Source organism: Mesorhizobium sp. WSM4817 (assembly GCF_055811135.1).
The window spans coordinates 337179-357776 of the sequence record NZ_JBVVQQ010000003.1 but is presented as its reverse complement, the minus strand read 5'-3'; the positions used below and the strand labels follow the sequence as shown (position 1 = coordinate 357776).

General features: G+C 63.5%; 16 protein-coding genes and 1 pseudogene. 12 read left to right on the top strand and 5 right to left on the bottom strand.

Annotated features, from left to right (window positions below; genetic code table 11):
- Position 1: 1 nt before the first annotated feature.
- Positions 2–139 (bottom strand): annotated as a pseudogene (locus AC0L2K_RS06545) (amine oxidase); the annotation flags it as partial.
- A gap of 157 nt (positions 140–296) precedes the next feature.
- Between AC0L2K_RS06545 and AC0L2K_RS06540 the strand changes: the two are divergent.
- From AC0L2K_RS06540 to AC0L2K_RS06530, 3 genes are all read left to right on the top strand, one after another.
- Entirely contained in the window at positions 297–1394 is a 1098-nt protein-coding gene (locus tag AC0L2K_RS06540; RefSeq protein ID WP_473530915.1) for a lactonase family protein, read from the top strand.
- A gap of 101 nt (positions 1395–1495) precedes the next feature.
- Positions 1496–3013: a S10 family peptidase gene (locus AC0L2K_RS06535; RefSeq protein ID WP_473530914.1), complete on the top strand. Its 1518-nt coding sequence runs from the start codon at positions 1496–1498 to the stop codon at positions 3011–3013.
- A 77-nt stretch (positions 3014–3090) separates the two neighbouring features.
- Positions 3091–3672: a DUF1349 domain-containing protein gene (locus tag AC0L2K_RS06530; RefSeq protein WP_473530913.1), complete on the top strand. Its 582-nt coding sequence runs from the start codon at positions 3091–3093 to the stop codon at positions 3670–3672.
- Positions 3673–3731: 59 nt separating this feature from the next.
- Here AC0L2K_RS06530 and AC0L2K_RS06525 read toward each other — a convergent pair whose 3' ends face one another.
- Complete coding sequence (locus AC0L2K_RS06525) at positions 3732–4538, bottom strand: SRPBCC family protein (protein WP_473530912.1); 807 nt, start codon at positions 4536–4538, stop codon at positions 3732–3734.
- A 460-nt stretch (positions 4539–4998) separates the two neighbouring features.
- On the opposite strand from AC0L2K_RS06525, the gene AC0L2K_RS06520 reads away from it, so the two are divergent.
- Positions 4999–6030 (top strand): isopenicillin N synthase family dioxygenase, encoded by a 1032-nt coding sequence (locus AC0L2K_RS06520; protein WP_473530911.1) that lies wholly within the window; start codon positions 4999–5001, stop codon positions 6028–6030.
- A 352-nt stretch (positions 6031–6382) separates the two neighbouring features.
- On the opposite strand, the gene AC0L2K_RS06515 is transcribed toward AC0L2K_RS06520, so the two are convergent.
- The gene (locus tag AC0L2K_RS06515) at positions 6383–7183 is read right to left on the bottom strand and encodes an IclR family transcriptional regulator (RefSeq protein WP_473530910.1); all 801 of its coding nucleotides are present in this window, start codon (positions 7181–7183) and stop codon (positions 6383–6385) included.
- A gap of 240 nt (positions 7184–7423) precedes the next feature.
- On the opposite strand from AC0L2K_RS06515, the gene AC0L2K_RS06510 reads away from it, so the two are divergent.
- Genes AC0L2K_RS06510 through AC0L2K_RS06495 form a run of 4 tightly spaced genes read left to right on the top strand, consistent with a single transcriptional unit; the run spans position 7424 to position 11934 of the window.
- The gene (locus AC0L2K_RS06510; protein WP_473530909.1) at positions 7424–8476 is read left to right on the top strand and encodes a substrate-binding domain-containing protein; all 1053 of its coding nucleotides are present in this window, start codon (positions 7424–7426) and stop codon (positions 8474–8476) included.
- 19 nt (positions 8477–8495) lie between these two features.
- Entirely contained in the window at positions 8496–10004 is a 1509-nt protein-coding gene (locus AC0L2K_RS06505) for a sugar ABC transporter ATP-binding protein (protein WP_473530908.1), read from the top strand.
- Positions 10005–10009: 5 nt separating this feature from the next.
- Positions 10010–10966 (top strand): ABC transporter permease, encoded by a 957-nt coding sequence (locus AC0L2K_RS06500; protein ID WP_473530977.1) that lies wholly within the window; start codon positions 10010–10012, stop codon positions 10964–10966.
- Positions 10963–11934: an ABC transporter permease gene (locus AC0L2K_RS06495; protein WP_208602530.1), complete on the top strand. Its 972-nt coding sequence runs from the start codon at positions 10963–10965 to the stop codon at positions 11932–11934. The genes AC0L2K_RS06500 and AC0L2K_RS06495 overlap by 4 nt, the downstream gene beginning before the upstream one ends.
- Here AC0L2K_RS06495 and AC0L2K_RS06490 read toward each other — a convergent pair.
- Entirely contained in the window at positions 11908–12846 is a 939-nt protein-coding gene (locus AC0L2K_RS06490; RefSeq protein WP_287063069.1) for an amidohydrolase family protein, read from the bottom strand. The genes AC0L2K_RS06495 and AC0L2K_RS06490 overlap by 27 nt on opposite strands.
- Before the next feature lie 77 nt (positions 12847–12923).
- On the opposite strand from AC0L2K_RS06490, the gene AC0L2K_RS06485 reads away from it, so the two are divergent.
- The 4 genes from AC0L2K_RS06485 to AC0L2K_RS06470 are packed head-to-tail and all read left to right on the top strand — an operon-like array spanning position 12924 to position 16886.
- The gene (locus AC0L2K_RS06485; RefSeq protein ID WP_473530907.1) at positions 12924–14243 is read left to right on the top strand and encodes an alanine racemase; all 1320 of its coding nucleotides are present in this window, start codon (positions 12924–12926) and stop codon (positions 14241–14243) included.
- Between the two features lie 44 nt (positions 14244–14287).
- Positions 14288–14632 (top strand): RidA family protein, encoded by a 345-nt coding sequence (locus AC0L2K_RS06480; protein WP_473530906.1) that lies wholly within the window; start codon positions 14288–14290, stop codon positions 14630–14632.
- Positions 14633–14641: 9 nt separating this feature from the next.
- A complete protein-coding gene (locus AC0L2K_RS06475; protein ID WP_473530905.1) occupies positions 14642–15652 on the top strand; it encodes a succinylglutamate desuccinylase/aspartoacylase family protein in 1011 nt (336 codons plus the stop codon).
- Positions 15653–15707: 55 nt separating this feature from the next.
- Positions 15708–16886, top strand: a complete 1179-nt coding sequence (locus AC0L2K_RS06470; protein WP_473530904.1) for a hypothetical protein — start codon at positions 15708–15710, stop codon at positions 16884–16886.
- Between the two features lie 293 nt (positions 16887–17179).
- Here the strand turns inward: AC0L2K_RS06470 and AC0L2K_RS06465 are convergent, their stop codons facing one another.
- Positions 17180–20428 (bottom strand): winged helix-turn-helix domain-containing protein, encoded by a 3249-nt coding sequence (locus AC0L2K_RS06465; RefSeq protein ID WP_473530903.1) that lies wholly within the window; start codon positions 20426–20428, stop codon positions 17180–17182.
- Between the last annotated feature and the right edge of the window lie 170 nt (positions 20429–20598).

Here is a 20598-nt window from a genome sequence, read left to right as displayed (position 1 = left end):
CCTATTTCTCCGTCTTGCCGGCGAAATCGGCCGGATTCCGGCACTTTACCGTCTGCAGGTGCTCGCAATAAAGCACGAGTTCTCCTTCACCCTTGAAGACTTCATAGCTGGCGCGGATCAGCCCCATCGCCTTGTACTTGGTTTCGTGTCGAGATTGGATTGCACGATCGGTCCCCGCGTCGATCTTCTCTAGTGAATAGCATTTTCACATATGGGATTGTGTTTCAAGCGTGAACAGGCGAAATCTTGCCGCGATCCGCTGCGGCTGGATGCCGGCGGAACAAGGGGAGGATTTGATGAACGACGCCTGTCTGGTCTTCGTCGGCAGCCTCAATCGCGAGGCGCCTTATTTTCAGGGCGCGCGCGGCGTTGGGCTCAGTGTCTACAGTTTCGACGAAGAGACGCTGGAGACGAGGAAACTGGCCGAGACGGGAGACGTCGACAATCCGACCTTCCTGTCGGTGACGCCGGACGGCTTCCATGTCTATGCCAACTCGGAAGTGTTCACCTGGCGCGAAGGCGTGGTCTCGGCCTACCGCTTCGACAGGCAAACCGCCGCGCTCTCCTACATCAACAAGCAGCCGACGCTTGGCAGCATCACGGCGCACAACACCGTCACGCGCGACGGGACGAAGCTTCTGGTCGCCAATTACGGCATGGGCGAAGGCGGCCCCGATCGCTCAGTCGTGGTTTACGGACTGCGCGACGATGGCGGCCTGACTGCGCCGTTGTCGAGCGTTGCCCATAGCGGAACTGGTCCCGACGCAACTCGTCAGGAACGTTCCCATGCCCACAGCGTCACCGAGACGATTGCCGGTGGCGTGGCGATGGTCGCCGATCTCGGCATCGATCGGCTTGTCACGTACCGCATCGGGCCCGACGGCGGCCTGACCAGACTGGCGGAGTCGGCGCTAGCGCCCGGCGCCGGGCCACGTCACGTGGCGCTGCATCCGGGCGGGCGCTTCGTGTTCGTCATGAACGAACTGGATTCGACGGTCGTCTCGCTTGCGCTGGACGAAGCGTCAGGCAGGCTCACCGAGATCGACACGAAGCCAGCCGTGCCGGCCGCGGCGCGCGAGGGCAATCATTGCGCCGACATCCAGATATCGCCCGACGGCCGCTTCCTCTATGGCTCCAACCGCGGGCATGACAGTGTCGCCGTGTTTTCTGTCGACCAGCAGACGGGCACGCTTGCGCTGGTCGACCATGCGCCATGTGGGGGCGCTACGCCGCGCAATCTGGCGCTGACGCCCTCAGGTCGCCATCTCTTCTCGGCCAACCAGAACGCCGACCGCATCTCGATTCTTGCACGCGATGCGGCCACGGGGCGGCTGGCCGACACCGGGCGGTTTATCGATGTCGCCACGCCGATGTGCGTGAAGATCGTGCGTTGAAAGCCTTGGTCTCCCTTCCAGCAGCGAGGGCGTGCACGATCCTGTGATTTCGGCTGAGCCATCAGCGTGGTAGCTTCCAGTCGTTCCGCTGCGGAGTCGTCATGCGTACCAAGCTGCTAGAAATCACCCTTGCTATGCTGGTGCTGGTCGGCGGCCTTCCAGCCGGCCATGCGCAAGTGGCCGAGCGGCCGTCGCCTTCGGGCGGCGTTCTGTCGCTGCTCCCGCCGCGCCAGGTCTCAGATCATTCGATCGTGATCGCGGGGCGCACACTCAACTATCAGGCGAGGGCCGGCACGCTGTCGTTGCTATCCGGCAAGGGCGACGTCACCGCGGAAATCTTTCATGTCGCCTACACGCTGCGTCCCGAGCCAAGCCGGGAACCTGATCCCCGGCGCCCGATCACTTTCGTATTCAACGGTGGTCCCGGAGCAGCTTCCGCCTATCTGCATCTTGGCGCGCTCGGTCCACGCGTGATGGCGACAGCGGCCGATGGAAGTTTTCTCCCACCGCCGCAGCGGCTTTTGGACAACTCGAACACCTGGCTCGACATGACCGACCTGGTCTTTGTCGATCCCGTCGGAACCGGTTACAGCCGCGAAGCACCCGGCACCGAGGCACGCAGCTTCTGGGGCGTCAACCAGGACGCGGCCGCGATGGGCGCCTTCATCCGACTCTATCTGGCCCAAGCGGGCCGCACAGCGTCGCCGGTGTTTCTTGCCGGCGAAAGCTATGGCGGGTTTCGGGCGGCACTGCTTGCCAAGACGCTCCAGGATGATATCGGCATCAGCCCTCGCGGCATCGTGCTCATCTCGCCGGCGCTCGAATTCACGCTCGTGCGGCCCGACGAGTTCCAGCCGCTTCACTGGGCGCTTGAGCTGCCGTCGCTGGCGGCGGTGCGCCTGCGCAGCCAAAGCGTCACCGGTTCCGAACTGCAGGAGCGGTTGGCCGATGTCGAACGCTATGCGCTTGGCGACTATCTCGTCGCACTTGCCAGCGGGCTCGAACAGGGCGGGCGTCTGGCGAGCCCGCGCGTTGCCGAAATCACCGGCCTGCCGCTCGAACTCGTGAAACGAAACTTTGCACGCATTCCCACCGCGCTCTTCGCCAAGGAGTTTGCGCGGGCAAGGGGCAATGTTCTCAGCGTCTATGACGGCACGATCGAAACGGCAGACGTTGCCCCGGAAAGTCCAAGGCCCAGCGGTCCTGATCCGGTGCTCGACCGAAGCGTGCCGGCGCTCACTTCCGCCTTTGTCAGCTATGTCAGGGAGGAACTGAAATTCCGCACCGATCTAAGCTATCGGCTTCTCAGCCGTGAAATCAGCGGCAATTGGGATTACGGGACGAGCCCGACGCGTCAGGGCTATGCCGGCGTGATGGATGACCTTCAGCAGGCGCGCGCGTTAAATCCCGGCCTCGGTGTTTTGATCGTCAACGGCTACACCGACCTGGTGACACCTTATTTGGCGTCACGCTATCTTGTCGGCCAGGTTCCTTCGCTTCCCGGCGCAAAGCCTATCCGCGTCGAGCTGCTGGAAGGCGGCCACATGATGTATTTCAGGCCGGAGAGCCGGCGCGCGCTGAGAGAGGCCGCGTCCGAGCTTTACCAAGCGCCGAAATGAGCGCGTAAAAGAGACAAATCCGCCTCGTCGCATGAGAGGCGGATGACGCAACACGAACCGGCGAGGCGAACAAGTCGATGACATCCGAGCCTGCAGAACTGACTTGGCTCAACCCGCCACCGCATCATGCCTTCGGCGACAGCACCGTGCATGTTCGGACCGGCAAGGAAACCGATTTCTGGCGCGAGACTTTTTATGACTTCTGGCGTGACAATGGCCACTTTCTCTACCGGCAGGTCGAGGGCGATTTCAGCGCCGAGGTCACCGTCAAGGGGGACTACAAGGTGCTCTATGATCAGGCCGGTTTGATGGTCCGGCTGAGCGAGACGCATTGGGTCAAGGCCGGCATCGAGTTCACCGACGGGCTCGCCTATTTTTCCGTCGTCGTCACCAATGATGCTTCCGACTGGTCGTTGGTCAGCATCCCGGCCGGTCCGGACGGAGTCAGGATCCGGCTGACCCGCCATGCCGAGACAATCCGCGTTCAGTATCTCGATGCCTCCGACCATCGCTGGAAGCCGGTGCGGCTCGCCTACTTCCCGCCCTCGAAAACAGTCGATGTCGGCATGATGTGCTGTTCGCCGCAACGTGAAGGTTTCGAAGTTACATTCAGCGATTTTTTGGTCGGCCCGGCGATCTCGAGGGAACTCCACGACTGACGCGTCCTGGGCGCTGCCCAGGCGGCCGACCTTCTGGCCGGCCGATCCAGAAGCATCCGTCAGCCCGGATGCTTGAAGGTTTCGCCAAACCAGTTTCGCCACTTGGGCTCGCCCTCGGCGGCGCGCTGTTCGGCGTCGTCGCCATAAAGATACAGGGCTATGCTGGCGTTTGCGCTGCCGTCGATATCATAGGTTCCGATCAGGGCAATGCCGGGAGCAGGTGCAGTCAGGCGCAGCGCGATGAAGCGCTGCTTGTCATCCTGCCGCACGCGTTCGACTATGCCGGATAGTCTCTCCGGCTGCTGCGGTCCATTCCGCTGCTCGCCGACATTTGCGCCGGCCAGTCCGAGCGTCTCGGTAAGTTGCCTCCAAATCGAGAGCTGGTCGGCCTTCGTGCTGGCCATGACGCTGAAGCTGGCGGCGTTTTCGCCGGCGAAATGCGAAAGGTAAATGCGCAGCACCTCGAAAAAGCCGGGCCAGCCGCTCTCGAACCCTTCCAGCTGATCATCCCAATCGTCGGTCGAGGCAAACAGCGAATGGACCATGCGGACAACGCAACGATCACCCGACCGGCTGGTCACGGCGATCTCCGTTGCGACAGGCGGCGCGCCTTCGCTCCAGTCGCGTTCGACATAGCCGAAACGGAACGGCGGCTCCCAAATCGTCACTTCGCCGGTGGACGCGCCATTGGGACCGAAGTCGAAATGAAGCCTGCCGCCGACATGCTCGTCGATTGTGGTTTTTGTGAACCAGGCAGTGTTGCCGGGACCCGTCGCAATGGCCCGCCACACCTGCTCGGGTGTGCCGGGCGTGATGAACTCCATCTCGACCCAACGCTTTCCGGTTTCATCTTTCTTGATCGGCATGGGAACTCCTTTCAGGGTTTGGCGTCCTCACGGTCGGGGCCGGGTGCGGTACGACGCCACTACGAGCCGATGCGGCCGCCCGCCAAAGCTCAAGCATACTCATTTTCGTGTTGACAAAATATTTTGTCAAGACGCGCGCTGATGGCTCAAAGCGGCTATGGCGCGTCGTCGCCGTGTCGTGTGATCTGAGCGTTCGCAATCAAGCATCCTGAAGAGAGGGCGAACGGCCGGCGAAACTGAGACCGCAGAAACTTTTAATGCAATGACATTGCAGCGTCTGGCCGTGATGCCATTGTGCCATGGAACAGCCGTTCGGTCGTTATTTGCCTGCCGGCCGCCAAACGCAGCGCTGACTTTCTGTCAATGGCATCGAGATTGGATCGAGCGTTGCTTTGATCGCAACGACCTGCGTGTCACCGTAAAAGCCTGATCCCAAGCCTGAGGCAGGAGGAAGTCGATCATGGCCAGGATTGTACCGGTGCTCGATCTCAGCCGTCTTGAGCAGGGAGCATCGGAGCGTCGGACCTTTCTGTTCGACCTGCGCACGGCGGCCCGCGATGTCGGCTTCTTCTATCTCAGCGGCCACGGAATTTCGGGTGTGGAGATCGATGAGGTGCTCGACGCCTCGCGCCGGTTCTTTGCCTTGCCGGAAGCCGACAAGCTGGCCATCGAAATGGTCAAGTCCCCGCAATTCCGCGGCTACACGCGCACCGGTGGCGAACTGACCAGGGGCAAGGCCGATTGGCGCGAACAGCTCGACATCGGCGTCGAGCGTCGGCCCATACCAAAGGGGCCGGGCATTCCTGCCTGGACGCGGCTGCAAGGGCCGAACCAGTGGCCTTTGGTCCTCCCGGAACTCAAGCCGGCGCTGCTGGCATGGCAGACCAGGGCGACGGCGGTGGCGATCCGCCTGCTGAAGGCTTTCGCGCTGTCGCTCGACCAGACCGAGGACGCTTTCGATCCGATCTATAGCGGTGAGCCCAACCATCGCATGAAGATCGTGCGCTATCCCGGACGCGACACAACCGGCGGCGACCAGGGCGTCGGCGCACACAAGGACGGCGGTTTCCTGACGCTCCTGCTTCAGGACGACAACAAGGGGCTGCAGGTCGAGTATGACGGAAGCTGGGTGAATGTGGATCCGATCCCCGGAACGCTGGTGGTCAACATCGGCGAACTCCTCGAACTGGCATCGAACGGCTATCTCAGGGCAACGGTTCACCGTGTCGTGACGCCGCCGGCCGGTGTCGAGCGGATTTCCGTTCCGTTTTTCTTCAGCGCCCGGCTCGACGCGACGATCCCGCTGCTCACCCTGCCTGAAGAACTGGCTGCCGAGGCGCGCGGACCGGCGAGCGATCCGGACAATCCACTGTTTCGCGACGTCGGCACCAATGTGCTGAAAAGTCGCCTGCGCTCGCATCCCGACGTGGCGCGCCGGCACTATGCCGATCTGCCAGAGACAAGGGTTGAGACAAGGGCGTCACCCGTCTGAACAGGTCAGAGCACATAGAACAGGAATTTTCGTCATCCCGCCGGCCTTTGGAATTTTGTTCGTCGCCACCCGCCCAAAACAAGCTCAAACAGGCAGCACCGTTCGACGGTTTTCTCCCATCCGTTGAACGGTGTTCCCCTCTGAAGGTTGTAACCTTCTTTTGGCCGGGCCGTATTCGAGCCCGGCCATTTTTTCCGCTCCATTGGCGAAGGCGTCAGGGCAATTCTTCAGGAAGCGTCGCGTCAAAGCAATTCGCGAGACGCGTTAAGTTCCTGCTTTATGCATGTCGTTATCCCAAACCGCTGCGCACCCTCGAGTGAGGCTCGAGGGCACGCTTTTTGGGCGACATGCATCAGCTTCCCGCCAACGACAGTCCGCGGGCGCGTTCGCACAGCAGGGCAAGCAATTCGCTGCGCCGCGCTTCCGGTGTGTCGACTGGCAATACGAAGCAAAGGGTCTTGCTGACGGCGCCGTGGCCATCGCGGATGGGCGCGGCCATGCACCACGTGAAGCGGTCGGCGAGGGCTGTGGTCTCGCTGAAACCTTGCTGGCGGGCCAGAGCGACATCGCTGAAGAATTCGGCCGGCGCAATGACGCGGCCGTCGGGAAGCTTGTAGTCGCCAGGCGGGATGAAGTCCTTCACTTCTTGCTCGCTCATATGGCCGAGCAGGAGCCGCCCGGACGCCGTCCACGGGATCGGCACCTCGAACCCGACATCGCTTGAAATCCGGAACGGGCCGGAAGAATCCCGGCAATCGAGAACGATATATTTGTTCCCGCGCAGGCCGCATAACTGCACGGTCTCGCCTGTCTCCGCGGCCATCCTGTCCAGCGTCTCTATGATGCGCCGATAGTGGGCGTTGTGATGCGAATAGGCCCAGCCGAACAGATGCATGGCCCGACCGAAATAAAGGTAGCCTTCCGTCCCGACGTTTTCGAGCATTTCGGCTTCGAGCAGGCTGTTGACGATTTCGTAGGTGGTCGAACGCGGTGCGCCGATCATCTTGGCGATGTCGCCGACGCGCATAGGCGCGCGGTGCCGCAAAAGCGCTTCCAACAGCACGATGACGCGGTCGATGCCTCGGCGGCGTTCGCCATTGCGAGGCCCGGCGCCGGCTTCCGTTTCGATCAGACCAGTGGCGCCATCGCTCATGTCGGCCGCATCCCCGAAAAAAATCAATTCGGCCCTCGTCTCAAGACGCTTGAAAGATGTCAAGGCTCAGTCTAGCATCCCATTTGTCCGATATACAGACACATTGTCTGAAATATCAGACAATAATGAGCCGGCGCAGACAATTCTGATGAGAAAACGGGCGGTTTCCGGATGCGGCAACCCTGCGGGTTTCCTCGTCCCGATCCCGCACGTCCGGCAGAACCTCAGAAGGGAACAATCATGACGAAATCATCGTTTTTCGCATCCGCCAGTGCCCTTTGCCTCGGTCTCCTGCTGAGCTTCGGCGCCGGTTCGCAGGCCAATGCGGCCGCCAAATGCATCAAGGGCGACCGCAAGGCGCCGTACACGATCGGCTGGGCCAACATCTATTCCGTGCCAACCTGGATGAAACAGACACAGGGCACGATCGAAGCCGAAGTCGAGACGCTGAAGAAGCAGGGGCTGGTCGACAAGCTTGTCGTGACCGACGCCCAGGGCGACGCCAACGTCCAGATCCAGCAGATCCAGTCGATGATCGATTCCGACGTCGACGCCATCATCCTGATTGCCGGCTCGTCGACCGCGCCGGCGCGTGTGCTGGCGGACGCCTGCGCCAAGGGCATCGCCATCATCAACTTCGACAGCCTCGTCGACACCGACCAGGTCACAGCCAAGGTCAACACCGATTCCGCGCAGTGGGGCGATCAGGCGGCCAAGTTCCTGATCGACGCCATCGGTGGCAAGGGCAAGATTCTCGTCCTCAACGGCCCGGCCGGCGTTTCGGTCAGCGACGATCGGCGCAAAGGCGCTGACGCGGCGCTCAAGGCCCATCCTGAGGTGACGATCCTTGCCGAGACCAACACACCCTACAATGTCGCGCCTGCACAGGAAGCCGTGACCAGCCTGCTGTTCGCCAATTCCGAGATCGACGGAATTCTGTCGCTCGGCGGCGCCTTGTCTGCGGGCGCGGTACTCGCCCTCGACAAGCAAGGCCGCGAACAAGTGCCGATCACCGGCGAGAATGCCCGCCAATTCCTCGAACTCTGGAAGGAAAAGGGCCTCAAGAGCTGGGCAACCATGCAGCCGAACTGGCTCGGCGCTTTCGCCACCTACACCGCCGTCCAGGCGCTGGAAGGCAAGGATGTGCCGGCTTTTGTCAAGATCCCGCTGCCGGTGATCGACAATTCCAATATCGATCAGTACCTCGCACGGGCGGCCGACTTTCCGGCCGACGGCTATATCTATTCGCCCTACGACGAGGAGTTGTTCAAGAAACTTCTGGCTGAGCAATAAGCCTGAAAGGTCGCAGAAAGTGCTGGCCACGGCTCCGCTTCTTGCCGCGCGGGGGGTGTCGAAGTCCTTCTTCGGCAATCCCGTCCTGCGCGATGTTTCCATCGCTCTCCAGCCGGGCCGCGTGCATGCGTTGCTCGGCGAGAACGGCGCCGGAAAGTCGACGCTGATCAACCTTTTGTCCGGTGCCTTGCGCCCGGACGGCGGGGCGATCGAGGTCGATGGGCGCCCGGTGTCGCGCATGAGCCCTGCCTATGCGCAACAGGCAGGGATTGCCGTCGTCCAGCAGGAACTCAGCCTGACGGCCAGCCTCTCCATCGCCGAGAACATCGGCCTTGGCGCCTATCCGCGCCGGTTCGGTTTGCTCGACTATCCCGAACTCGCAGTGCGGGCCAGGGCAGCATGCGATCTTGTCGGACTTCACGAACCGCTCTCGATGCCGGTCGGACAATTGTCGCTTGGCCGCCGGCAGATGGTGGAGATCGCCAAGGCGCTTTACCGCCGGCCGCGCGTGCTCATTCTCGACGAACCCACTTCGTCGCTTTCGGCAATCGAAACGAAAATCCTGACGGACCTGTTGGAGAGGCTGCGCGGCGAGGGCATCGCCATTCTCTACATTTCGCACCGGCTGAACGAAGTCATGGCGCTGTGCCAGCACGTCACCGTCCTGAAGGACGGCACCTGCACGGCGGACCGCACCCTGGAAGGAACCGACGCCAGAGGACTGGTACGGCTGATGGTCGGGCGCGACCCCGGCGACCTCTTTCCGCATTGGCAGCCTTCGGCATCGGCTGCCAACGCCATTTCGGTTCGCAATTTTTCGGCCGGCCTGATGCGCGACGTCGATCTCGACATCAGGACGGGTGAGGTGCTTGGCATCGGAGGCCTGGTCGGGCAAGGGCAGGAAGATTTGCTGCTCGGCCTCTACGGTGCCATTCCGGCCAGGACGGCATCCGCGATCGTTAAGGGGGCTTCGGGTTTGCCCAGCGGTGTGCCGAAAGCCAACGCGCTTGGCCTCGCCTATGTCCCGGCCGACCGCAAGCGCGAGGGCCTGCACCTGATCCATTCCATCATCACCAACCTGATGCTGCCCGCTTTCGCAAGACTGCCGGCGCTGAAGCTGCGCAGCCGCCGTGCCGAGCGCGAGACGGCAAGAGGTCTCGCTGCCCAGCTTGGTATCAAGGGCGACCTCGACCGGCCGGCGCAGGCCCTCTCGGGCGGCAACCAGCAGAAGGTCGCGCTGGCGAAATGGATGCCGCACGACCCGCTTGTGCTTCTCCTCAATGACCCGACGCGCGGCGTCGATGTCGAGACCAAGCGCGAAATCTACATGATGCTTCGCAACTTCGCCGCCGCCGGCAAGGCGGTCGTGCTGCTCAGTTCCGACACACCCGAACTGGTGCACCTTTGCGACCGCGTCGCGGTGGTCCGGGAGGGTCACATCGTTGCCATGCTCGAGCGCGGCGCGCTGAGCGAGGAAGCGATCGTTTCCGCCGCGATGGGCGCCGAACAGCGAAAGGTGGCGGCGTGAATACGGTGGCTCCCTCAGGGCAAGCCGGCGCTCTCTACTGGCCGGTTCAACTGCGCCGCAATGTCGGCGTGCGCAGCCTGTTCGCCGTGGTTATGGCGTTCCTCGTCGCCTATGGCTTCCTCTTTCCTGGCCTCTTGACCGCTTCCGGCTTCGCCAAATTCACCCAGAGCTGGTTTCCGCTGGCGCTGGTCGCCATGGCCCAGGCGATCCTCATGCTCACTGGTGGCATCAGCCTGGCGATCGGCGCAATGGTCAGCCTGGGCGCGGTGATCGCCGCGACGACGATAACCGGGCCGCTGGGCGTAGCCGGCGGTGCCGCTGCGGTGGCGCTGACCGGTGTCGGCATCGGTGCCGCAACCGGGTTCATTGTCGTGAAACTTCGGTTGCCGGCGATCGTGGTGACGCTCGCCGGCTCCTTCATGATCGGCGGTGCTGCGCTGCTCATCCTGCCGAGACCCGGCGGCGCCATTCCGGAATGGCTGTCGGACCTGCTTGCCGGCAACACGCCCGCAGCCTTCGTGCTGCTGATGCTCATAGTCCTTCTGTGGAAGCTCTATCTCGCCACGCCGCTTGGTTTGAGCCTCTATGCTGCCGGCGAGAATCCCGTCGGCGCCTATCGCTCCGGCGTGCCGGTCGATGGCGCACGGATAGCGGCTTACGCGATCAGTGGCCTGCTTTGCACAGGCGCCGGTCTGTTCGTTGCCGCGCAAACGGGTTCGGGTGATCCGGTCATCGGCACGGCCTTCACGCTGAATTCCATCGCCGCCGCCGTGCTCGGCGGCATCGGCTTCCTCGGCGGTCAAGGCACGATGCGCGGCGCTCTTGCCGGCAGCCTGCTGCTCAGCCTGATGATCAGTGTGATGTTCTTCCTCGGCTTCACGCCGGTCGCCCAGTATGTCGCACAAGGCCTCATCATCATCGGGGCGGTCGCCACCCCGCAATTCCGCAAGGTGCAGCAATGACAGCATGGAAAGAGAGCGCAGGCGGCAGGCGCGCCCTGACAATCCTGCGCAGCCGGCCTTTTCTCACCGTTGCCATCGTTGCCGCGGTGTGGATCGTCGCGAGCTTCGTTTCGCGTGGCTTCGGCGCCTATGGCCATTTGCGCTATCTGGTCGAACTGGCCGCGGTAATTGGCCTGGTTGCGGCGGGCCAGACCTTCGTGGTGATTGCCGGTGGCATCGACCTTTCCGTCGCGGCTATCGTCACAGTGAGCGCCGTCAGCCTGCCGCTGCTGTCGTGGCAGGGGGATCCGACCGGGCTCACCGCCGTCCTTGCCGTCCTTGCGTTGACGACGACAATCGGTCTGGTGAACGGGCTGGGCGTGGCGCTGTTGCGCGTCCATCCGATGATCATGACCCTGGCCATGGCGACATTCCTGCAGGGTCTGCTGATCATCATCGCCGGCGGCAGCGCCGTGACCGCCGAAAACCCGCTGGTCCGCTGGCTCGGCAATGCGCGGCCGGCCGGTATTCCCGCAGGTGTGCTCTTGTGGGTGGCCGTCTCCGTGATCGTTCTGGCCGCAATGCATGCCACATCCTTTGGCGCACGGCTCTTCGCCATGGGCGCCAATCCGCTCGCCGCGGCACTGTCGGGGGTTCCAGTAACCTCGACGACGCTGGCGGTCTACGGCATCAGCGGCTTCAATTCAGGGCTTGCGGGCGTGCTGGTGCTCGGCATGAACGGGCAAGGCTATGTCGGGATCGGCGATCCCTATCTGCTCGCCTCGATTGCCGCCGTCGTGCTCGGCGGCACCTCGATCCTCGGCGGGCTCGGCACCTATGCCGGCACCATCCCCGGCGCCATCCTGCTGGTCACGATTACGGCTCTCATAACCGTCGTCAACGCATCGCCGGGCTGGCGCAGCATTCTGTTCGGTTCGCTGATCCTGGGGCTGCTGCTTCTCTCAGGCAGGGAGCAGGCCCGCCGATGACATATCGTCAAGCCGGTAGATGCGCCTTGCGTTGCCGAAGAACAGCGCCGTCTGCTCGTCTGCGGAAAGCTCCCCGGCAATGGCCTTGAAGCTGTCATATACTGCATCGAACGACGCGTGCAGACCGGCCACCGGGAAGTCACTGCCGAACATCGCGCGCCGCGTGCCGAAACAGTCGATGCAATGCATGACAACCGGCTTCAGGCTGTCGAGCGTCCAGTCATGATCGTAGGCGACCAGATCCGATATCTTGATGGCGACGTTGTCACACTGGGACAAACGCCGAACCCCTTCGCGCCACGCCCGCATTCCGTCGGCGTCGCGATCGATCGGGCTGCCGCAGTGGTTGAGAACGAACTGCTGGTTCGGATAGGCCGCTGCGAGGCGCGCGGCACCAGCGAGCTGACGCGGAAACACCATGAGATCGAAGACCAGCCGATGGCCGGCAAGCAGGGCCAGGCCGGCGCGCCAGGCCGGATCGTTCATGATGCCGTCACGGGCCGCGAAACGGCGGGCAGGATCTGGATCCCAGCTCAGTATGTCACGCACGCCGACGACACGGTCGAACGCCGCCTGCGCCTCGACCAGCGCCGGGGCTTGGCGGTTCGCCAGCGGAACGTGAACGACGTAGCGGGCCGCCACGCCCTGCGACTTGCCGAGCGTTTCAAGCCACCGCGTTTCGCCGACGCAGTCGTCCCCGGCCCAACCGGCTTCGACATGGACGGTGGCGACGACATTGTGCCGGCTGGCGTCGCGCAAATAATCCTCAGGAAGATAGTTTCGCCGCAACTTGCCAAGCTCGCCCAGGCCGCGCTCGCCAGCCGTTGTGGCGAGCCACGGATGGCGGCCGAGGCCGAGATCCCAAAGATGATGGTGGGCATCGATGATCGGTCCGGAGTAAGGCTTTGACACGCATCTCTCTCATGCTGTGGCCGGCTTCGGAAATCGATCCGGGCTTCATCCTGCGAAGGCGAAAGGACTAGCATCGGATGACCGAAAACTCACCCATGCCGGCGCTCGCGACCCGTGAAAATTTCCTGCTCGACGACCGCATCCGCGGCGTGCCGCCCGGCACCTTCGGGCTGGACAGCAGCCTTGTCGCGTCTGAGCGCTGGCATCCGGCTGCCGGGCGCATGTCGTTGCCGGTGCTGACCCTCGATGAGGAGGCCTTCATCGCCAATCGTGACCTGTTCCTGCGCTACGCGCGCGAACAGGGCGCCATGATCGCGCCGCATGCCAAGACCCCGATGGCGCCGGACCTTGCCCGATCTTTGGTAGAGGCCGGAGCATGGGGCACGACCGTCGCCGATATCAGGCAAGCCGCGGTGATGCTCAGGGCCGGCCTCACACGGCTGATCGTCGCCAACGAGGTTGGTGGATCAGGCGGTGCGAACCGGCTCGCGGCGCTGGTTGGCGTTTGGCCAGGCGTCGAGCTCTTCGTCTTCGCCGACTCTGTCGCCGCCGTGCATGCGCTCGCCGAAGCCTGGCGGGACAATGCAATGCTGCCGCCGTTGCGCGTGCTCGTCGAACTCGGTGCTGGCAGGGCAGGCGCGCGGACCACTGGCGAAGCCGAGGCGATCGCCGATGCAGTTGCTGCAGCCGGCGGACGGCTGCTGATTGCCGGCGTTGCGACCTACGAAGGTGCCGCGGCGCAACCCGACCCCGGCCGCACCGAGGAGGTGATCTCGGCTCTGCTGGCGATGACCGCCGACATGTTCCTGCGGCTGCGCGCCCGCGTCGGCGGCGACGTGCCGCTTATCGTCACGGCCGGCGGCTCGGTGTTCTTCGACAAAGTGGTCGCCGCGCTTTCGCCCGCCGTTTCCGGGGACGGCAATGCGACGCTGGTATTGCGCAGCGGCGCCATCTTCTTCCACGACCATGGTGTCTATGATCGCTCGCTTGGCGCACTTGACGCCCACAACGGCTTTGCGGTCGGCGGCGTCAGCGTTTCCGCACGAAATTCGTTTCGTCCGGCTTTGCGCCTGTGGGCCGAGGTGCTGTCGCGGCCGGAGGCCGGCCTGGCAATCTGCGGCATGGGCCTGCGCGACGTGTCGTTCGATCAGGGCCTTCCGATGGTGCTCGCGGTCTTCCGGACCGGCAAGCCGCTGCCGGCAGCGCGCGCCGACGTATTCAAGCTGAACGACCAGCACGCCTTCCTGACAATCGCGCCGGACGACGACATTGCCGTTGGCGACGTCATTGAATTCGGCATCTCGCATCCCTGCACCTGCCTCGATCGCCATCGCGTGATCTTCGGCGTCGACGCGGCCGGGCATGTCCGCCACGCCTTTCCCACCTATTTCGGCTGACCGGATCTTGTGGTGGCCCCAAGAGAATCTCGAAAGGATCCAATATGATCAAGTATTTCCAGTCCGGCTCCCGCATGTCGCAGGCGGTCGTCTATGGTGGCCTTGTCCACATTGCAGGCCAGGTCGCCGACGATCGCAAGGCCGGCATCGAAGGCCAGACCAGCGATGTGCTCTCAAAGATCGAGGCGCTTTTGGTCGAGGCCGGCAGCAGCAAGTCGAAGCTTGTCGCGGTCAATATCTTCCTGCCGCAGATCGGCGACTTCGACGCCATGAACAGCATCTACGATGCCTGGGTGGATCCCCAACGCCTGCCGGCGCGGGCCTGCGTTGAGGCGCGTCTCGCCGATCCCGACCTCCGCATTGAGGTCTCGGCGATCGCCGCCATCTGAGTCTCCGCCATGCACACCGGCCTCACCCATACGCTCGATTTCGACCGGGACGGCAAGACATCAGGCCATCTCAGCATGCCCTTCTCGATAGACCGTTCGCCCTATTTCCAGGTCAAGGTCCCGATCTGCCTCATACGCAACGGTGAACGGCCTTCGCTGCTTCTGATGGCCGGCAATCACGGTGACGAATATGAGGGCGAGCTGTCTCTGGCAAAGCTGATCCGCCGGCTCGATCCCAAGCAGATCAAGGGCCGCGTCACCATCCTGCCGATGGCGAACGCGCCGGCGGTCATGGCCGCCAAACGTTGTTCGCCGCTCGATGGCGGCAATCTCAACCGAGCCTTTCCAGGCGATCCGTTGGGCACACCGACAAGCCGGCTCGCCAGTTTCCTCGAGACGGAACTGTTCCCTCGCCACGACATCGTCTTTGACATCCATTCGGGGGGCACCTCGATGGAACATCTGCCTACAGCACTCGTCGAGCGCAATACCGATCCCGACCGCCACAGGCGCGGGGTGGAACTGATGCGGACGCTCGGCATGCCGTATGGCTTCGTGGCCAACAATGGTCAGGCCTCGCCGACCTCGATGGGCGCAGCCCGCCGGGCCGGCGCCATTGGCATCAGCGGCGAGTTCGGCGGCGGCGGCACCGCGACAGTCGATACGATGGCGATTACCGCTCGCGCGATCGACAATCTGATGGTCGCCGTTGGCGTGGTCGAGGCGCCTGTCCTTTCGCCGGAGTTAAAGCCTTCGGCGCCGACGCGACTGCTCTCGCTCTCCCGGCACGGTCAGGGCCTCTACGCCACCCGCCGCGGCTGGTTCGAGCCCGCCGTCAGGCTCGGCGACGGCGTCAGCGCCGGACAATTGGCCGGCTGGTATCACGACCTCGAACGGCTCGATCTTGCCGAGGAAGCCCTGCATTTCGCCGAAGGCGGTATCGTGCTTTCGCGCAGGCTACACACGATGTGCGAGGCAGGAGATTGCCTTTTGCAGGTCGCCGAGCCGGTGGAAGGCTGACAGAAAACCAACCGGCGCTTGCTCACGCCACATTGCAGAAAACTGAGGATACTTCATGCAGCATTCGATGTGGACCTACCCCTGGGATGTCCAGGATCTGGGCTTGGAAGCCGTCGAACGCGATCTCGTCGAGCGCGCCGGGCTCAACATGATCAGTCTCGCAACCTCCTATCATGCCGGTCGCTTCCTGCAGCCGCGCAGCCCGCGCCGCAAAGCCTATTTCCCGGAGGATGGCACGATCTACTTCAAGCCAACCGCCGCCCGATGGGCCGATCTCGTGATCCAGCCGAAGGTGGCCCAAATGATCACGGAAGGTGGCGACGTTCTGGCCGAACTTATCCAACGGCGCGAGGCAGGCGGCCTCCAGGTGTCGTGCTGGACGGTCTGCCTGCACAATACCCGCCTCGGCATGCTTTATCCGCAGGCCGTCACCCGCAACGCCTTTGGCGATCCCAATTATTACAATCTGTGCCCGTCGCATCCGGATGCGCGCGCTTATGTCCGCGCGCTCGTCGCCGATGTTACGCACACTTATAAGCCGGACAGAATCGAACTTGAAAGCCCGTCCTTCATGGGCTTTGCCCATGAATACCATCATGAGAAGGATGGTGTCGGGCTGACGCCGGAAGACGACTTTCTTCTGTCGCTGTGCTTCTGTCCGTCCTGCCTCGCCCGCGCCGCTTGTGCCGGCATCGAAGGCCAGGCGGCGCGTGACCTCGTCAAGCAGTGGATTGCCGAGGCGTGCGAGCGCGCGGTGCCTGAACGGCGCTTTCCAGAATTTCCCGCAAGTGGCCTCGACACCTTTTTGCCCTGGCCGCATCTCCACGCCTATCTGTTGTGGCGGATCGAGCCGGTGACCAGTCTTGTCGCCGAACTGCGCGAGGTTGCCGATCCGGGGACCCGTGTCCTCGTCATCGACCTGCGAGACGGCTGGCTCGGCGCCTGCGATCTGGCAGCGCTCGGCAAGGTCTGCGACGGGGCAATCCTTTGTGCCTACGACATGCAGGCCGGCGACGTGACGGGCCTTATGGCGGCTGGCCGCACCGCGCTCGGGGCAGAGAAATTCCTCGGCGCCGGCTACCGGCTCTTTTATCCGGAAATGGCAGGCCCTGAAATTCTCGCCGCCAAGGTGAAGCCGGCGCTGGCGCCGGACGTCGACGGTATCAATTTTTACAATTACGGCCTTGTCCCCGCCGCACGACTCGATTGGGTGCGTGCAGCACGACCTGGCTGAACAAAACGATCCGTGTGCCGCAGTCGAAAGCGCGTCGCGGCTGAATGGATTCATGCGAGGCGCTTTAAGTCATTGTTATGCATGACAGCGCTGTCCGGCCTCGCGACCTGTCATTTCCCTCCGCTCCAGAACCTCGCGCTATCGGATCGGGGCTGACGCGCAGCGAGCGGATGGACGCGATCGCCGGCCCCGTTCTGGACCTGGCGGCCCTTCTCCCAGCAAACTTCCCGCTCTGAGCCGAGGGGTGGCTGCCAGACCGACCCAGTGTTTCGCCAGACAGCGCAAAACCGTCGTCAGCGCGTGTGCCGCACAAGATGGGGTTCGACCAAGGCGCGTATTTCCGCGGCGGGCGCCGCTTCGCCGGCAGCACGCAGCGCCCGTTCGTAGCGTGCATAGTCTTCTACCGCGCCTTCGAAATCACGGCGCGACAGCCGCTCCCTGATCAGCGCCTTGCAGACGGGTCCGGCATCCGGATAGAGGTCCAGCGCCCTCAAATAGATCGAGCGCGCTTCCTGGACGTTGCCGGTTGTCTCCAGCCGCTGGCCGATCCGCAATCCAAGATCGATCAGATCGCGACGCACTTTTTCAGCTGCGGCGAGCGACCAGAAGCTGCCTCGCTCGTGCAGGAACAACGGACCGGGGAATGCGAGGAACAGCGCTTCCGCTTCCGGTCGCAGCCCGGCCGCCTCGCCATTGGCTGTCGTCACGGATTTGAGCCGTGCATCCCAGTCGGCGAGGTCGACCCAGACCTTGTACGATGCGAGGCGAAGCTTGCCTTCGCGCTGAACGATGAGGTCGATCCGCCCGAGCAGCTTGCGCAGCCGATGCAGCGCCTGCTCGCACGCCGCCCGCGCCTGGTCGCCGTCGAGATCTGGCCACAGCCAGTCCTGAAGGGTCTCCAGCGAGCAGGTGTTGTCTTTCGAGATCGCCAGTACCCGCAGGATGTCGAGAGCCTTCGTCGGTGGCTTGGCGCCGAGATTAAGGCGGTTTCCATCGAGTTCGAGCCGAAAGCCCCCGAGGACGTGGACCTTGAGCGGCCATGGCCAGGCCGTGGGCCGCCGTTGCGGCGCGTCCAATCGACGTTCCCGGATAAGTGACCGGCAAAGCTTGGGCTCGATGCCGCGCTCAAGCGCATCGCCAAGCAGTTCGGCGAGCAATTCCGGAACGTTGAGGAGCACCATTGGCCAGCTGACGTCGCGCAGCGCCTCCATGAAGAGCTTCAGCCGATCGCCGTAGCGTGGACCCTGGTCCCACAGGCTCTCCAGCGCGGCCGCTGCAAGCATGCATATCTGGGTTCGCTTGCGGGCGCCGCCCTCCAGCCGCGGCAGCAAGTCGCTGAGTAGCGCGGCGGCTTCGCGCGGCTTCCTGTCGGCGAGCAGCACCTGGAACTTCGTGATGCAGTGGGCCCAGCGCTCGACCATCGGCTCGTTGGCGGCCTCGCTCGCCGCCATGAAGCGCTCGCAATCCTCATAGGCGGCCGCGAAATCGCCTTGCCTGGCATGAAGCGCGGCATAGCAATTGGCGACGATGGCAACCTGTGTGCTGAAACGGCTGTCGGCGATCTCGGCCAGGCGCTCGACCACCTGGTGGAGCTCGGCATAGTCGTTGCGGAACTTCATCTGCATCTGGAGATGATACAGGCCACCGAACTCCACACCCTTGAGCGACTCGCGCTCACCGATGGCGATCGCCTCCCGCAACGCCGCTTCGGCCGACGGGTAGGGAAAGCCCCGTCTCTTATACGGGAAGTAACGGCCGCTCTTGGCGCCAAACTCGACCAGCCACATGCCGAGGACCCAAGGCAGCACCTCCTTGTCGGCCAAATCCTCGACAACGCTGTCGACGGCCTTGGTGAACAGATCGGCCCGCATGACCGATACCGAATGCTCGATCAGCGTTTCGCTGGCAAGCAGCCGTAAGCCGCTTGGGTCGTGCTCGGGATTCCGGGTCAGCCGCTCCAGCAGTTCCGTTTCCAGCGCCTGCCCGGCCGGGCTGTTGCGGTAGTACTCGTCGCCGAAGTTCAACGCCCGCACCATGCCGATGCGCACCAGCATCGCTTCCTCTGAAGGCAGTTCCGGCAGGCCGCGCTCGATGATTTCGAACGCCCGGCGGGTCCAGGCTGAAAGACCCTCATAGGTGCGCCAACTGTCCGTCTTGACCAGAACCGCGCGCGACACCGTAAGACAAAGCCCGCGCTGATCGTCGGCCTCGCCAAAGGCATGCCATGCCTTCGACAGCCAGTGCTCTGCCGCGGCGTCGTTCGGCATGTGGGCCACGCCCAGCCAATAGAAATGCCAGCCATTCATGAACGCTTCCGGCAACCGGCCCACCCATTCGGTGAAGGTCGTTCGATGTCCCTGCGCCAGCACGGCCTCCGCCCGGCTCAGCATGAGCCCGCTCGCCTGGTCCCAGTCCTCTGCCTGCAAGGCGAGGTGTATGGCTTCGTCATATAGACCGGCGTCGGCGAGCACCTTTGCCGCCCTTTGTTTGAGCGACTTCTGCTCTTCTGCCGTCACACGCTGTGCGAAGCGTCGGTCGAGGAAGTCCCGCAACAGGTCGTGCAGGTGGAAAACGTCGCGGCTGTTTTCCGTTCGCGTGACCAGCAATTGCCGCTGGTAGAGCCTGTCGAGCAGCTTGCCCGCTTCGCCCGACCCGATCATCACGTCCGCCAGTTCGGTGCTGATCTCGGGCAGCAGATTGAGTTTCAGCAGCATGTCCTGGTCGGCGGCGGGAAGGGAAAGGAAGAAATGGCGGCCGAGAACGTCCGACAGCGCGTTCTGCCCGCCGGCTGCTGCCCCGCTCGTTTCGTCAGGTCCGACCGCCGAGCCGTGATCGGCGAGGAGAACCAGCCCGATCGCCCAGCCGCGCGCCGCTTCGACATCGACTGGAAGGGCGCCGTTCTTCGAACGCAGCTTGACGAAATCGCGTGCTTCCGATGTCGAGAATTCGAGCGCCGATCGATCGATGACGGCCACTTGGCCCTTGAGGACGAGGTCGCCCAGTTCGTCGTGGGGCAGCGTGCGCGAGACGCAGATGCAGCGGACCGTGTCAGGAAGTTCACGGAACATCACGGAAAGCACAGCCCGGAATTCGGGCGTGTCGGCGTCGTGCAAGTCGTCGAGGACCAGAATGGTGCCGGGCTTCAACCGCGCAAAATACGCTCTGAAGAAGCGCCTGGCGAACTCCTTCGGCTGCTCGACATATTCGACCCCAAAGACCGGCAAGTTTCCAACTGCGGGTGAGGCGAGTGACTGCGCCAGATATTGAAAGAAGCGCGCGATATCCTGGTCGCCCTCGTCGATGCGGAACCACACATGCGGTGCCGCGACGCTTTCGAGGTAGTCGATGACCGCCGTCGTCTTGCCGTAGCCGGCCGGCGCGGCCACCCAGCATACGCTCGAACGCGATTTCAGGCCGATCGCTTCGAGAACGCGGTTCCGCCTCAATATCCTGGCGCTGCGCGGCGCCGCCAGCTTGGCGATCCTGCCTGTGCCCGAGAGCGGGCGCCTCGCATCGGCGTCAATGGCATCTGGGGCGGTCATCGGGGCTCCCGCTCGACGAATCATCGAGCGTCGGTCGGGCCATGATGACCGTCCCGCCGCCCGGATTGACCTTAGGGTAGCGCAATCCTGCGACAATTCGTAGGGGCTTCGCAGATGAAGCGGCAACAGCCGAGTGCAACCGTCGACTGGATGCCTGCGCGGTCGCGAAA

What these genes read in the sequence shown, in the direction of transcription:
- AC0L2K_RS06540 (WP_473530915.1), top strand. Translation starts at nt 297, where the DNA reads ATGAACGACGCCTGTCTGGTCTTCGTCGGCAGCCTCAATCGCGAGGCG.
- AC0L2K_RS06535 (WP_473530914.1), top strand. Translation starts at nt 1,496, where the DNA reads ATGCGTACCAAGCTGCTAGAAATCACCCTTGCTATGCTGGTGCTGGTC.
- AC0L2K_RS06530 (WP_473530913.1), top strand. Translation starts at nt 3,091, where the DNA reads ATGACATCCGAGCCTGCAGAACTGACTTGGCTCAACCCGCCACCGCAT.
- AC0L2K_RS06525 (WP_473530912.1), bottom strand. Translation starts at nt 4,538, where the DNA reads ATGCCGATCAAGAAAGATGAAACCGGAAAGCGTTGGGTCGAGATGGAG.
- AC0L2K_RS06520 (WP_473530911.1), top strand. Translation starts at nt 4,999, where the DNA reads ATGGCCAGGATTGTACCGGTGCTCGATCTCAGCCGTCTTGAGCAGGGA.
- AC0L2K_RS06515 (WP_473530910.1), bottom strand. Translation starts at nt 7,183, where the DNA reads ATGAGCGATGGCGCCACTGGTCTGATCGAAACGGAAGCCGGCGCCGGG.
- AC0L2K_RS06510 (WP_473530909.1), top strand. Translation starts at nt 7,424, where the DNA reads ATGACGAAATCATCGTTTTTCGCATCCGCCAGTGCCCTTTGCCTCGGT.
- AC0L2K_RS06495 (WP_208602530.1), top strand. Translation starts at nt 10,963, where the DNA reads ATGACAGCATGGAAAGAGAGCGCAGGCGGCAGGCGCGCCCTGACAATC.
- AC0L2K_RS06485 (WP_473530907.1), top strand. Translation starts at nt 12,924, where the DNA reads ATGACCGAAAACTCACCCATGCCGGCGCTCGCGACCCGTGAAAATTTC.
- AC0L2K_RS06480 (WP_473530906.1), top strand. Translation starts at nt 14,288, where the DNA reads ATGATCAAGTATTTCCAGTCCGGCTCCCGCATGTCGCAGGCGGTCGTC.
- AC0L2K_RS06475 (WP_473530905.1), top strand. Translation starts at nt 14,642, where the DNA reads ATGCACACCGGCCTCACCCATACGCTCGATTTCGACCGGGACGGCAAG.
- AC0L2K_RS06470 (WP_473530904.1), top strand. Translation starts at nt 15,708, where the DNA reads ATGCAGCATTCGATGTGGACCTACCCCTGGGATGTCCAGGATCTGGGC.
- AC0L2K_RS06465 (WP_473530903.1), bottom strand. Translation starts at nt 20,428, where the DNA reads ATGACCGCCCCAGATGCCATTGACGCCGATGCGAGGCGCCCGCTCTCG.